The sequence below is a fragment of the Ectothiorhodospira lacustris genome (assembly GCF_022227845.1).
Classification (GTDB): domain Bacteria; phylum Pseudomonadota; class Gammaproteobacteria; order Ectothiorhodospirales; family Ectothiorhodospiraceae; genus Ectothiorhodospira; species Ectothiorhodospira lacustris.
Map to the genome: position 1 here is coordinate 48,482 of NZ_JAJNQN010000014.1, position 13,373 is coordinate 61,854.

The 13,373-nt window shown below is 63.4% G+C and carries 14 protein-coding genes; 7 read left to right on the forward strand and 7 right to left on the reverse strand.

Annotated elements, in window-relative coordinates; genetic code table 11:
- Position 1: 1 nt before the first annotated feature.
- Entirely contained in the window at positions 2 to 964 is a 963-nt protein-coding gene (locus LQ956_RS10990; RefSeq protein WP_238621535.1) for a LysR family transcriptional regulator, read from the reverse strand.
- 134 nt (positions 965 to 1,098) lie between these two features.
- Between LQ956_RS10990 and ppsA the strand changes: the two genes are divergently transcribed.
- Together ppsA and ppsR are read left to right on the forward strand one after the other, a co-directional pair.
- Positions 1,099 to 3,480 carry a phosphoenolpyruvate synthase gene (gene ppsA / locus LQ956_RS10995; RefSeq protein ID WP_238621534.1) on the forward strand — a complete coding sequence of 794 codons (2,382 nt, stop codon included), beginning with the start codon at positions 1,099 to 1,101 and terminating at the stop codon, positions 3,478 to 3,480.
- A 141-nt stretch (positions 3,481 to 3,621) separates the two neighbouring features.
- On the forward strand, positions 3,622 to 4,437 hold the full coding sequence (ppsR, locus tag LQ956_RS11000) for a posphoenolpyruvate synthetase regulatory kinase/phosphorylase PpsR (RefSeq protein WP_238621533.1): 816 nt from the start codon (positions 3,622 to 3,624) through the stop codon (positions 4,435 to 4,437).
- A gap of 27 nt (positions 4,438 to 4,464) precedes the next feature.
- Here the strand turns inward: ppsR and cysQ are convergent, their stop codons facing one another.
- Entirely contained in the window at positions 4,465 to 5,280 is an 816-nt protein-coding gene (gene cysQ / locus LQ956_RS11005) for a 3'(2'),5'-bisphosphate nucleotidase CysQ (RefSeq protein ID WP_238621532.1), read from the reverse strand.
- A gap of 3 nt (positions 5,281 to 5,283) precedes the next feature.
- Complete coding sequence (gene nudE / locus LQ956_RS11010) at positions 5,284 to 5,826, reverse strand: ADP compounds hydrolase NudE (protein WP_238621531.1); 543 nt, start codon at positions 5,824 to 5,826, stop codon at positions 5,284 to 5,286.
- Between the two features lie 180 nt (positions 5,827 to 6,006).
- On the opposite strand from nudE, the gene yrfG reads away from it, so the two are divergent.
- Both yrfG and LQ956_RS11020 read left to right on the forward strand, forming a co-directional pair.
- Positions 6,007 to 6,684 (forward strand): GMP/IMP nucleotidase, encoded by a 678-nt coding sequence (gene yrfG / locus LQ956_RS11015; protein ID WP_238621530.1) that lies wholly within the window; start codon positions 6,007 to 6,009, stop codon positions 6,682 to 6,684.
- Positions 6,685 to 6,690: 6 nt separating this feature from the next.
- Positions 6,691 to 7,368 (forward strand): sulfite exporter TauE/SafE family protein, encoded by a 678-nt coding sequence (locus LQ956_RS11020; protein WP_238621529.1) that lies wholly within the window; start codon positions 6,691 to 6,693, stop codon positions 7,366 to 7,368.
- Here the strand turns inward: LQ956_RS11020 and LQ956_RS11025 are convergent.
- From LQ956_RS11025 to LQ956_RS11040, 4 genes are read right to left on the reverse strand one after another with little or no spacing between them, the layout of a single operon-like run.
- Positions 7,358 to 7,684, reverse strand: coding sequence for a DUF167 domain-containing protein (locus LQ956_RS11025; protein ID WP_238621528.1), 327 nt, complete (start codon positions 7,682 to 7,684; stop codon positions 7,358 to 7,360). The genes LQ956_RS11020 and LQ956_RS11025 overlap by 11 nt on opposite strands.
- Positions 7,674 to 8,225: a YggT family protein gene (locus LQ956_RS11030; protein ID WP_238630008.1), complete on the reverse strand. Its 552-nt coding sequence runs from the start codon at positions 8,223 to 8,225 to the stop codon at positions 7,674 to 7,676. The genes LQ956_RS11025 and LQ956_RS11030 overlap by 11 nt, the downstream gene beginning before the upstream one ends.
- Positions 8,226 to 8,234: 9 nt before the next feature.
- The gene (gene proC / locus LQ956_RS11035) at positions 8,235 to 9,062 is read right to left on the reverse strand and encodes a pyrroline-5-carboxylate reductase (protein WP_238621526.1); all 828 of its coding nucleotides are present in this window, start codon (positions 9,060 to 9,062) and stop codon (positions 8,235 to 8,237) included.
- A 37-nt stretch (positions 9,063 to 9,099) separates the two neighbouring features.
- Complete coding sequence (locus LQ956_RS11040; protein ID WP_238630009.1) at positions 9,100 to 9,786, reverse strand: YggS family pyridoxal phosphate-dependent enzyme; 687 nt, start codon at positions 9,784 to 9,786, stop codon at positions 9,100 to 9,102.
- A gap of 132 nt (positions 9,787 to 9,918) precedes the next feature.
- Between LQ956_RS11040 and LQ956_RS11045 the strand changes: the two genes are divergently transcribed.
- The 3 genes from LQ956_RS11045 to LQ956_RS11055 are packed head-to-tail and all read left to right on the forward strand — an operon-like array spanning position 9,919 to position 13,373.
- Positions 9,919 to 10,953 (forward strand): type IV pilus twitching motility protein PilT, encoded by a 1,035-nt coding sequence (locus LQ956_RS11045; protein ID WP_238621524.1) that lies wholly within the window; start codon positions 9,919 to 9,921, stop codon positions 10,951 to 10,953.
- Between the two features lie 39 nt (positions 10,954 to 10,992).
- Positions 10,993 to 12,159 carry a PilT/PilU family type 4a pilus ATPase gene (locus tag LQ956_RS11050; protein WP_238621523.1) on the forward strand — a complete coding sequence of 389 codons (1,167 nt, stop codon included), beginning with the start codon at positions 10,993 to 10,995 and terminating at the stop codon, positions 12,157 to 12,159.
- A gap of 17 nt (positions 12,160 to 12,176) precedes the next feature.
- Positions 12,177 to 13,373, forward strand: coding sequence for a PilT/PilU family type 4a pilus ATPase (locus LQ956_RS11055; RefSeq protein ID WP_238621522.1), 1,197 nt, complete (start codon positions 12,177 to 12,179; stop codon positions 13,371 to 13,373).

Consider the following 13,373-nt stretch of genomic DNA (forward strand, 5'->3'; position numbering starts at 1 on the left):
TTTAAACGTCCTCTTCCCGTCGGGACGGTGATGAGGACCCCATTTTCGGACCGGCATGGGCGGCTTCCATCATGGTAATGAAACGTTTGGCCTGGGGTGAAAGATGCCGGCCTATGCGCTGCACGATCCCGTAGCTGCGGGCGGGGAAGAAACGATCCAGCGGCATGGCCGCCAGCTGTTCCTTGCCCGTGAGGCAGACATCGGTGACGATGGAAATGCCCAGTCCCAGTTCCACGTACTTCTTGATCACTTCCCAGCCGCCGGCCTCCAGGGAGACGTGGTAGTCCACATTATGCTGCCGGAACACCAGGTCCACGATGCGCCAGGTGGATAGATGGCGAGGGGGCAGGATGAGGCCATAGGGGCTGATATCCTCCAGCTCGATCCTGTCACCCAGTGCGGCCAGAGGATGGTTCTTCGGGGTGATGAGCTTGGGGTGGTAAGTCACGATGGGTTGATAGGTGATGTCCTCCGGGACCTCCAGCATGGAGCCCACGGCGAAGTCCACCTCATCCCGGTGCAGCATGGCCAGACCGTCGCGACCCGTCACATTATGCAGCTTGATGCGGATGTGCGGATAGACCTCCGCGAAGCGGCGCAGGGGTTCGGGCAGCACGTACAGGATGGTGGATTCCCCCGCCGCCACGTTCAGTTCCCCTGATTCCAGTCGGCCAAAGCTGGCGGCAAAGGTCTCTTGCAGCTTGTCGATACCTTCCACCAGGGGATCTGCGAGTTTGTAGAGGGTTTCTCCTTCCGGTGTGAGCTTGATCTGGGGACCTCGACGTTCGAAGAAGATGGTCTCGAACTCCCGCTCCAGGGCCTGAATCTGCAGGGAAACGGCGGGCTGGCTCAGAAACAGGGACTCCGCCGCCATGGAGATACTGCCCAGTCGGGCAGCCCGGCAGAAGGCTCGAAGCTGTTTGAGGCGATTCTGCTTGTAATAGAGATTCGGGACGGACCCCATGAATCTTCCCCGGTCGATTGTTTAGTATTAAAGGATAAAAGTCTTTTTTTGGGGCCAATAGCTTTGCTGAATACTCGTCTTGAGGCTATGGTCCCGGCTACAATTACCGTTTCACGTATGCACAGGGCAGGAGTATGGATAAGTACGTTATCTGGTTTCAGGACCTGGGAATGAACGATGTCCCCCGCGTGGGTGGCAAGAATGCCTCACTGGGCGAGATGATTCATGGCCTGTCCGAAGCCGGGGTTCGCGTCCCGGGTGGTTTCGCCACCACTGCCGCCGCCTTCCGCGAGTTTCTCCAGCACGAAGGCCTGGCGGACCGCATCAACGGCCTGTTGGGTGATCTGGACGTGGACAACATCAGCGCCTTGCGTGAAGCCGGTGCCCGGATCCGCCGCTGGGTGGTGGAAACCCCGTTCCCGCCGGCCCTGAACGAAGCCATCACCGAAGCCTGGAACAAGATGGTGGCCGAGACCGAGGGCGAGTTCACCGTGGCCGTGCGTTCCTCCGCCACCGCGGAAGACCTGCCCGATGCCTCCTTTGCGGGCCAGCAGGAAACCTTCCTCAACGTCAGTGGCCTGGACGGCGTCTTGAAGGCCATCCATGAGGTCTTTGCCTCCCTGTACAACGATCGCGCCATCTCCTATCGGGTACACCAGGGCTTTGACCACGCTGAAGTGGCCTTGTCGGCCGGTATCCAGCGCATGGTCCGTTCCGATATCGGCGCCAGCGGCGTGATGTTTACCCTGGATACTGAATCCGGTTTCCGTGATGTGGTCTTCGTCACCGCTTCCTGGGGGCTGGGCGAGACCGTGGTGCAGGGCTCCGTCAACCCCGATGAATTCCATCTCTACAAGCCGGCCCTGGACGGTGCTCGTCCCGCCGTGCTGCGCCGTCATCTGGGCAGTAAAGCCATCAAGATGGTCTTTGGCGAGAACGGCCAGTCCACCCGGACCGTACCGGTCGGCGAGGATGATCGCCTGCGCTTCTGCATCACCGACGAGCAGCTCGAAGAGCTGGGTCGTCAGGCCATGATCATCGAGAAGCACTACGGCCGTCCCATGGATATCGAATGGGCCCTGGACGGCGTGGATGGTCAGCTCTACATCGTGCAGGCACGTCCCGAGACTGTGGAGAGCCGGGCTGATGGCCAGGTGATCGAGCGCTATCGCATCCGTTCCCCCCGCACCGAAGTGCTGGTTCGTGGCCGTGCCATCGGCCAGAAGATCGGTGCGGGCAAGGTGCGCGTGGTCATGCACCTGGACGAGATGGATCGGGTACAGCCCGGCGACGTGCTGGTGACCGACATGACCGATCCGGACTGGGAGCCGGTGATGAAGCGCGCTGCCGCCATCGTCACCGACCGCGGTGGCCGCACCTGTCATGCGGCCATCATCGCCCGTGAGCTGGGCATCCCGGCGGTGGTGGGCTGTGGTGATGGTTCGGCCCGCCTGAAGGAAGGCGATGCCGTGACCGTGTGCTGTGCCGAAGGCGACGAAGGCCGTATCTACAAGGGCGAGCTGGAGTTCGAGGTGCTGCGTACCCGCACCGACTCCATGCCCGAGGTACCGGTGAAGGTGATGATGAACGTGGGTAATCCCGGTCGCGCCTTCCACTTCCGCAACATCCCCAATGCCGGGGTGGGTCTGGCTCGCCTGGAGTTCATCATCAACAGCATGATCGGCGTGCACCCCAAGGCGCTGCTCAACTTCGACACCCTGCCGCCGGACTTGAAGGACGAAGTGGCTCGGCGCTTTGCCGGCTACCCGGATCCGGTCAGCTTCTACGTGGACAAGCTGGCGGAGGGCATCGCCACCCTGGCAGCCGCCTTCCATCCCGAGCCGGTGATCGTGCGCCTGTCCGATTTCAAGTCCAACGAGTACGCCAACCTGCTGGCCGGTGAGCGCTACGAGCCGGACGAGGAGAACCCCATGATCGGCTACCGGGGCACCTCCCGTTACCTGTCCGAGGATTTCCGCGACTGCTTCGAGCTGGAGTGCCGCGCCGTGCGGCGGGTGCGCGACGAGATGGGCCTGACCAACGTGGTCGTCATGGTGCCGTTCGTGCGGACCCTGGGTGAGGCCGAGGGCGTGATCAACCTGCTGGCAGAGATGGGCCTGAAGCGGGGTGAGAATGGCCTGAAGATCTACATGATGTGCGAGATCCCCTCCAATGCGGTGATGGCCGATGAGTTCCTGCAGTTCTTCGACGGCTTTTCCATCGGTTCCAACGATCTGACCCAGCTGACCCTGGGTCTGGACCGGGATTCCGGTCTGGTGGCGGCCACCTTCGACGAGCGGGATCCGGCGGTGAAGAAGCTGCTGGCCCTGGCCATCCAGGCGGCCCGCAAGGCCGGCAAGTATGTGGGCATCTGCGGTCAGGGACCGTCCGACTACCCGGATCTGGCTGAGTGGTTGATGGCGCAGGGGATCGAGTCCATCTCCCTGAACCCGGACACCGTGGTGGAGACCTGGCTGCGTCTGGCCGGGGATGCCAAAGGTCGTCAGGACGCCTAGGGGCGTCCCTGCGGGAATCCGCCCCCGGGCAACCGGGGGCTGCTGGTCATTCCGGCGTCTCCCTTGGGCCACATTGCCGGAGGGAAACGCCGGTTTTTGTCCGTGTGGACATGATCCCGTCAAGAGGTCCCGTTTCGTTCTATGACCCGTTCCGTCTTCTACGTCTCCGATGGGACCGGCATTACCGCCGAGACCCTGGGACACACCCTGCTGACCCAGTTCGAGCAGGTTCATTTCAATACCATCAGCCTGCCTTTCATCAACTCGAAGGAGAAGATGGATGGGGCGGTGCAGCGCATCAACCGGGCCGCCCAGAGCGATGGTGAGCTGCCGCTGGTGTTCTCGACCCTGGTGGATGCCCGGCGCCGGGAAGAACTGGCCCACTGCCGGGGTCTGATCTTCGATTTCTTTGATGCCTTCACGCCGCGGCTGGAACAGGTGCTGGGGGTGGCTGCTCAGCATGTGGCGGGCCGCTCCCATGGCATGGGCAACATGCGCACCTATGCCGAGCGCATGGATGCCCTGCATTTCGCCATCCAGAACGACGATGGCGCGACAACCCGGGACTATCCCAACGCCGATGTGGTGGTGATGGGTGTCTCCCGTACCGGCAAGACCCCGACCTGCATGTATCTGGCGCTCAATTACGGCATCCGGGCGGCCAATTATCCCCTGGCGGACGATGATTTCGACCGGGGCACGCTACCGGCCTCCTTGGAGCCCTATCGCAAGAAGCTGTTCGGGCTGACTGTGGATGCGGAGCGGCTGCATCAGATCCGCACCGAGCGTCGTCCCAACAGCCAGTATGCCAGTGTGGAACAGTGCAACCGGGAACTGAAGGCGGTGGAGCGGATGCTCAAGCGGGAGGGGATTCCCTGCATGAACATCACCCAGATGTCCGTGGAGGAGATCGCCGCCCAGCTGATGCAGCAGGCGGCGCTGATGCGGCGCATCTGAGGCGCGGCTCCCACAGGAGCCTCCCGTTCATGCCGGTAGATACCCCTCCCAGCCCCGGGCCGGGTCGGCGATGACCAGGAATTCCGGATTCAGTATCCCGTCATGGGTGTTGTAGCGCAGCGGACTCAGACTGAGGTCCGTGACCACCCCGCCGGCCTCGCAGACCACGCACTGGGCCGCGGCGGTATCCCACTCGCTGGTGGGGCCCAGCCTTGGATAGAGATCGGCCTTGCCTTCCGCCACCAGGCAGAACTTGAGCGAACTGCCCATGCTGATGAGTTCATGCTCGCCCACCCGTTCCAGAAACTGCTGCATGCGCTCGGTGCCATGGGAGCGGCTGCCGGCGATGACCGGTTGCGTACGCCGATCCCGGTTCACCTGGATCCGCTCTCCCGCCGCGGCGGCCGGCTCATGGCGATGGGCACCCAGACCGCGGGCGGCGCTGTAGAGGCGGTCAAGGGCCGGGGCGGCCACCACGCCCAAGACCGGCTCATGGTCATGGATCAGGGCGATGTTCACCGTGAATTCGCCGTTGCGCTTGATGAACTCCCGGGTGCCATCCAGCGGATCCACCAGCCAGTAGGTCTGCCAGCGGCTGCGCTCACTGAAGGGGATCTGGTCCGACTCCTCCGACAGGATGGGCAGGCTGGGGCTCAGATCCCGCAGACCGGCGACGATGTGTCGATGGGCGGCCATGTCCGCTGCGGTCAGGGGGCTGCGGTCGGACTTGTGCTCCACCTGAAAGCCTTCCCCGTAGATCTCCATGATGCGGTCCCCCGCTTCACGGGCGATACGGCAGGCATTGTTGAGCAGGTACTCCAGATTCAGGTCGTCCAGGGACATGGCTTATCTCTTGAGTCGGTCGCGCACCAGATACAGGGCGGCGATGGAGCGGGCTTCGGTGCAGTCTTCCCGGCTGATGAGCCTGTCCAGCTCGCTCAGACGCCAGGGGACGACCTCGATATCCTCGGGTTCATCTCCCGGTCGGCGCTCCGGATAGAGGTCCTGGGCCAGGATGATGTGGGTGGTGTGGCTCAGGTAGCCGGGGGCCACGGTGAAGGCGGTCAGGCGAGTGAGGGTGTGGGCGCCGTAGCCCACTTCCTCCATGATCTCCCGGTTGGCGGCGTCGAGCAGGTCCTCTCCGGGCTCCACCCGTCCCTTGGGCAGGGCCAGTTCATAGCATTGGGTGCCGGCAGCATATTCCCGGATCATCAGTACCGTATCCGGATCCAGCATGGGCACGATCAGCACCGCCCCGTGACCGGAACCCACCAGGCGTTCAAAGCAGCGTCGGGCGCCATTGGCGAACAGCAATTCCATCTCTTCCACATGAAAGAGCCGGCTGCGGGCGATGGTACGGCGATTGAGGATGCTGGGCTTTTCAGGCATCGCGGCGCAACGGGCTGGGCGGACTCGAGGTCGAGACGAGTCGCGGCTGGCGGGGGTGGATCGGCATGCTGTCGCCCTCCGTCGGGAACGGGATATCCTGGGGATTGTACTATCTAAGTCCGGCTTGGGGAGAATCACCCAAGGTCAGGTTGTTTCAAGCACGATGGACATCGAGGCATCATGAGTACATTACCATCAGCCGCCCCCCTAGCGTGGGAGTCGGTGGACAGCGTTTTCCTGGACATGGACGGGACCCTGCTGGATCTTCATTTCGACAATCATTTCTGGCTGGAGTACCTGCCCAGGCGCTATGGAGACATCCGGGGCCTGGACCCCGCCCAGGCGCGGGCACAGATGATGAAACGCTATGCCGGTGTCCGCGGCACCCTTGACTGGTATTGTCTGGATTACTGGCAGCAGGAACTGGGCATGGACATCATCGCCCTGAAGCGGGAGATGGCTCACCTGATTGCCGTCCACGAGCATGTGCCGGATTTTCTGGCCGCCGTCCAGCGTCTGGGCCGCCGGCTGGTGCTGGTGACCAACGCCCATCGGCGCGGGCTGGATCTGAAGTTGACCCTGACCGCCCTCGGCGGGCATTTCCACCGGGTGATCTGTGCCCATGAACTGGGGCGCCCCAAGGAAGACCTCCGTTTCTGGGATTGTCTGCAGGGACGTGAGCCCTTCGATCCCCGTCGTACCCTGTTCGTGGACGACAACCTGGACGTGCTCCGATCCGCGGACCGTTACGGGATTGCCCACCTGCGGGCAGTCCGCCGCCCGGACTCACGGGCCGCTGACGTGGACACCGGAGAATTTGCCGCCATCCGGGATTTTCGCGACCTGATGCCGGATTAGGGCGTCATGGAACCGGGGACACTCATCGCCGCCTTCGTCATCGGCTTGCTGGGCGGGGTGCATTGCATCGGGATGTGCGGTGGCATCGTGGGCGCACTCACCCTGGGGATTCGTGGCCCGGGACCCGGGGCGCGGCTCCGGCCTGCGCCCTTTCTGCTGGCCTACAACCTGGGGCGGGTCATGAGTTACACCCTGGCCGGTGCCCTGGCCGGGGGCCTTGGGTGGTTTGCCGCTCACCTTGCGGATGTGAATCAGGCCCAGCAGGGACTGCAGATCCTGGCGGGGCTGTTCATGATCGCCCTGGGGTTGTATCTGGCCGGCTGGTGGCGCGGGCTGGTGTATCTGGAACGGGCCGGCGGCATGCTGTGGCGACGGCTCGAACCCTTGGGTCGGCGGGTGATGCCGGTACGCTCCCCGCCCCAGGCCCTCGCGCTGGGGCTGGTCTGGGGCTGGCTGCCCTGTGGCCTGGTCTACAGCGTGCTGTTCTGGTCTCTGACCGCCGGTGGTGCCGTCCAGGGAGCGGCGCTGATGCTGGCCTTTGGCTTGGGCACTCTGCCCAATCTGTTGCTCATGGGGGTGTTTGCGGCCCGTCTGGCGACGGTGGTGCGAAAGGCTTGGGTGCGGGGGCTGGCGGGGGCCGCCGTGGCCGGTTACGGGGTCTACATGTTGTTTGCTACCTGGTAGCCGGGGGCTTGCAGACATCCAATGGCGGCAGGAGGCGAGCGGGGGCAACCACGGCGACGGTCTTTTCCCGGTTCGTGGCCCCCGCCTCCAATGTAACCCGTGAACGGGCCACGCCGCACTGGCGGGCGACCATCTTCAGTAGCCGCTCATTGGCGGCCCCTTCCACCGGCGGCGCGGTCACATAGGCCTTCAGTCGATCTCCCAGGGGGTCCCCCAGCTTTTCCCTGGAGGCCCGGGGCTGCAGTCTCAGCCGCAGCACCAGGGTGTTGTCCCGCCACTGCCACCAGCGGCCGTCGTCCTCATCCTCAGAGTGCATTGATGAAGATCAGCAGCACATTCAGGCCGAGGATGGCCACCAGGGGGGAAAGATCCACCATGCCGGTCTGCGGCATCACCTTGCGGATGGGATTGAGCAGGGGGCGGTTGAGGCTGTAGACAAGGCCGGCCACCGGGTTCTGGCTCGTACCGCCGGCCTGGAACCAGCTCATCACCGCCTGGATGATGATGCTGATGATGTAGATCCAGATGACCAGTCGCACGATGGCGAGGATGCCGGCGATGAACAAGGTGAAGGGGGGGATCACGGCCCCGTAGAGGGCCGCGATGATGACCAGTTCCAGCATCTTCAGGACCAGGATCAGGACCAGGGCGGCGCTGTCCACCGGCCCGATGGGTGGGATGACCCGGCGCAGGATACGCAGCGGCGGGGTGGTGATCGTGACCAGGAACTGGGAGATGGGATTGTAGAAATCCGCCCGCGACAGTGCCAGCAGGGTGCGCAGCATCAGGGCCAGGATGTACAGGCTGAACAGGGTGCCGATCAGGAATGCGGCAGCGTTTTGAAAGGCGTGTGACATGGATGATCCTCAGTCCCGACCCAGCTGGTCGGCCAGTTCATGGGAGCGGTCCCGGGCGGCGGTGAGGGCGCGCTGCATGAGTTCACGAAATTCACCGGCCTCCAGCACCGCCAGGGCTTGTTCGGTGGTGCCCCCCCTGGAGGTCACCCGGGTACGCAGGGTGGCGGCATCCTCATCGGATTCCAGCGCCAGCTTGGCGGCCCCGAAAGCGGTCTGCAGGGCCAGCAGGCGGGCCGTCTCCCGAGGCAGGCCCAGTGCGGCGCCGGCGTCTTCCAGGGCTTCGATGAAGAGGAAGCAATAGGCCGGACCGCTGCCGGACAGCGCGGTGACGGCGTCCAACTGGGCTTCATCATCCAGCCACACGGTCATGCCCACGGCGCGCAGGAGGGATTCCGCCAGATCCCTCTGCCGGGCATCCACCCGGGGATTGGCCGCCAGCCCGGTGGCGCCGCTGCCCACCAGGGCCGGGGTGTTGGGCATGCAACGGACCACGGCCAGGTCGCCGCCCAGCCAGCGTTCGATGTCCTCGCTGCGCACCCCGGCGGCGATGGAGACCACCAGCGGCTTGCGGGCCTGCACCTGGGGGGCGATGGCCCGGGTCACCTCGGCCATGACCTGGGGCTTGACCGCCAGCACCAGCACCTCGCAGTGGGCGATGGCCTCGGCATTGGCGGCGGTGACGTGGACGTCGGACCAGCGCCGGCTGATGAGGGCGCGCTGATCCTCGCCGGGATCTGCGGCCCACAGGGCACTGGGCTTCCAGCCGTCCGCCACCAGTCCGCCGATCAGGCTGCGGGCCATGTTGCCGGCTCCGATAAAGGCGATGTTCTCGTTCATCTGTGTCCTTGGACTGCGGGATGGGTGTGGGGCAATGTTAACCCGAACGGCTGCCGAAGATCGCCGTTCCCACCCGCACCAGGGTGGCGCCTTCGGCAATGGCCGCTTCCAGATCGTCGCTCATCCCCATGGACAGGGTATCCAGTCCATGGCCGCGCCGGATCAGGTCTTCCCGGGCCTGTCGCAGACGGGCAAATGCCCGGCGCTGGGTGTCGAAGTCTTCGCTGGGGGCGGGGATGGCCATCAGGCCGCGCAGCTGCAGGTGGGGCAGGGTCGCCACCGTCTCCGCCAGGGCCGGGAGGGCCGCCGCGGTGATGCCGGACTTGCTGGCTTCGCCGCTGACGTTCACCTGAATGCAGACCTGCAGTGGCGGGAGTGATTCGGGACGCTGATCGCTGAGGCGCCGGGCGATCCGCTCCCGATCCACGGCGTGGACCCAGTGGGCGATTTCCGCGACGGCCCGGGTCTTGTTGCCCTGGATCGGGCCGATGAAATGCCAGGTCACATCCCGGCCCTCAAGGGCATGCGCCTTTTCCGTCAGCTCCGAGGCATAGTTTTCCCCGAAGGCTTGCTGGCCGCAGGCCAGGGCCGCGGCGACGGTGGCGGCCGGGTGGGTCTTGCTCACCGCCAGCAGCCGGATGTCCTCGGGGCGCCGTCCGAACCGTTCGGCGGCTGTCTGGATACGGCCATGCATGGCCCGGATTCGTTCGCATATCTGGTTCATGGGGCTATGCTATATTCGCTTGAAACCTGCGTCACCTGTTGCGCTGTGCCCGTTTGTACTCCGCGGGTCCCTGTGGCCGGATCCCCGGGGCAAGGTGCAGGACAGGACGTCGAATTCAACATAGGGGGCTGGATGGATATCACCCAATTGCTGGCGTTCAGTGTCAAGAACGGTGCCTCCGACCTGCATCTGTCCGCGGGCCTGCCGCCCATGATCCGCGTGGATGGCGACGTTCGCCGGATCAATGTACCCGCCATGGAACACAAGGAAGTCCACGGCATGGTGTACGACATCATGAACGACAAGCAGCGCAAGGATTTCGAGGAGCATCTGGAAACCGACTTCTCCTTCGAGATCCCGGGGCTGGCCCGCTTTCGTGTCAACGCCTTCAATCATAACCGGGGTGCCGGCGCCGTCTTCCGTACCATTCCCACCAAGATCCTGACCCTGGAAGAGCTGGGCTGTCCCAAGATCTTCGAGAAGATCTCCGAATATCCCCGCGGCATCGTGCTGGTGACCGGACCCACCGGATCGGGCAAGTCGACCACCCTGGCGGCCATGGTCAATCACAAGAATGAGACCGAGTACGGCCATATCCTCACGGTGGAAGACCCCATCGAATTCGTCCACGAGTCCAAGAAATGCCTGTTGAACCAGCGCGAGGTGCACCGGGATACCCTGGGGTTCAACGAGGCGCTGCGTTCCGCCCTGCGCGAAGACCCGGACACCATTCTGGTGGGGGAAATGCGTGACCTGGAAACCATCCGCCTGGCACTGACCGCAGCCGAGACCGGCCATCTGGTCTTCGGCACCTTGCATACCAGCTCCGCCGCCAAGACCATCGACCGTATCGTCGACGTCTTTCCCGCCGCGGAAAAGGATATGGTGCGGGCCATGCTTTCGGAATCCTTGCGGGCGGTCATCTCGCAGACGTTGATGAAGAAGATTGGTGGCGGCCGCTGTGCCGCCCACGAGATCATGCTGGGCACCCCGGCGGTGCGCAATCTCATCCGCGAGAACAAGATCGCGCAGATGTATTCCGCCATCCAGACCAGCCAGGGCGTCGGCATGCAGACCCTGGACCAGAGCCTCAAGGAGCTCCTGCAGCGGGGTCTGATCAGCAAGGAAGAGGCTCGCCGAAAGGCCGCCAACCCGGACCATCTGTAGCCTGCGTCACTCGCCACCGACCGCACGAGGTGCTGTTCCATGGATCGCGACAAGGCCATACGTTTCATGCACGATCTGCTCAGGACTCTCCTGAGCAAGAAGGGGTCGGACTTGTTCATCACCGTGGGTGCGCCGCCGTCCATGAAGATTGATGGCAAGATGACGCCCATCACCAATCAGCCGCTGTCACCGGCCCATACCCAGGTGCTGGTGCGCTCCATCATGAATGATCGCCAGGCGGCGGAGTTCGAGCGCACCCAGGAGTGCAATTTCGCCATCAGCCTGCCCGGGATCTCCCGGTTCCGTGTGAATGCCTTCACCCAGCGGGGCTCTTCGGGCATGGTGCTGCGGGTGATCACCTCGGATATCCCCTCCCTGGATGATCTGGGTCTGCCCATACAGCTCAAGGATGTCTCCATGACCCGCCGCGGTCTGGTGATCTTCGTGGGGGGCACCGGCTCCGGCAAGTCCACCTCCCTGGCCGCCATGGTGGGTTATCGCAATCAGAACAGCTACGGGCATATCGTCACCATCGAGGATCCCATCGAGTTCGTTCACTCCCACGTTAACTGCCTGGTGACTCAGCGTGAGGTCGGGGTGGATACGGAAAACTACGAGATTGCCCTCAAGAACACCCTGCGCCAGGCCCCGGACGTGATCCTCATCGGCGAGATCCGCGACCGCGAGACCATGGACTATGCCATTGCCTTCGCCGAGACTGGTCATCTGTGTCTGACAACGCTGCATGCCAACAGCACCAACCAGGCCCTGGATCGCATCATCAACTTCTTTCCCGAGGAGCGCCGCCAGCAGTTGCTGATGGATCTGTCACTGAACCTCAAATCGGTGGTGTCCCAGCGCCTGATTCCCCTGGCCACCGGCAAGGGACGGGTGCCGGCGGTGGAGGTCATGATCAACACCCCGCTGATGTCGGACCTGATCTTCAAGGGCGAGATCCATGAGATGAAGTCGCTCATGGCCAAGTCCACCGAAGCGGGCATGCAGACCTTCGATCAGGCCCTGTTCCAGCTTTTCGAGATCGGCAGGATCACCTACGAGGACGCCCTGCGTAACGCCGACTCCGTCAATGACCTGCGTCTGCGCATCAAGCTGGACAGTAAGCGTGCCCGTGGACAGAACCTGCTGGATGACACGGGTGGACTGGAGGTGGAGGCCACCCCGGAGGAATCCGGGCTGCTCAAATAACCGGCGCCTGAACGACCATGCTCATTGAACCCTATCTCAAGTTGATGGCCCAGAAGAACGCCTCCGACCTGTTCTTCACGACAGGGGCTTCCGCCTGCGTCAAGATTGAGGGGGATATCCGTCCCATCAGTCGGCAGCCGTTGCAGCCGGGGGCCGTCAAGGAGATGGCCTATGACATCATGGATGAGCGTCAGATCAAGACCTTCGAGCAGGACAAGGAGATGAACCTGGGGATCTCGCTGGAGGGCTTGGGGCGTTTCCGGGTGAACATCTACGTGCAACGGGGCGAGGTCTCCATGGTGATCCGCTTCATCAAAAGCGAGATCCCCACCATCGAGCAGCTCAAACTGCCGCCGGTGCTCAAGGAACTGGTCATGCATGACAACGGCCTGATCCTGGTGGTGGGGGCCACCGGATCGGGTAAGTCCACCACCCTGGCCTCGATGATCGACCATCGCAACAGCACGACCACCGGCCATATCCTGACCATCGAAGACCCCATCGAGTACAGCTTTACTCACAAGAAGTCCATCATCGGTCAGAGAGAGGTGGGGCTGGACACCCTGTCCTATGACAATGCCCTGCGCGAAGCCATGCGTGAGGCGCCGGACATGATCATGATCGGCGAGGTGCGGGATCTCAATACCATGAAGGCCGCCATCGCCTATGCGGATACCGGCCATCTGGCCCTGTCCACCCTGCACGCGGTGAACGCCAATCAGGCCCTGGACCGCATCATCAACTTCTTTCCCCCCGAGTCCAAGCAGCAGATTCTCATGGACCTGTCGCTGAACCTGCGGGGCATCGTTTCCCAGCGCCTGTTGCTGGGTAAGGAGGGCAATCGGTTGCCGGCGGTGGAAGTGATGGTGAACACCCCCTATATCTCCGAACTGATCCGCAAGGGCGAGATCAATGCCATCAAGCAAGTCATGGAAAAGGGCGGGTCAGTGGGCATGCAGACCTTCGATCAGTCCCTGTTCGAACTCTACAAGGCCGGACTGGTGACCTTGCCGGAGGCCCTGGCCAAGGCCGACTCCCGAGGCGATCTGGAATGGCGCATCCACTTCGGTGGCGGAGTGAAGAGCCTCAAGAAGGACGATGACGACCTGGCCATGCCTGGAGACAGCGATCCTGCCATCCGCGGCAAGAACGACGGCCGCAAGGGCTTCGACGAAACCCTGCGGCCATTGTCCGAAACCAAAATCAAGGAATAG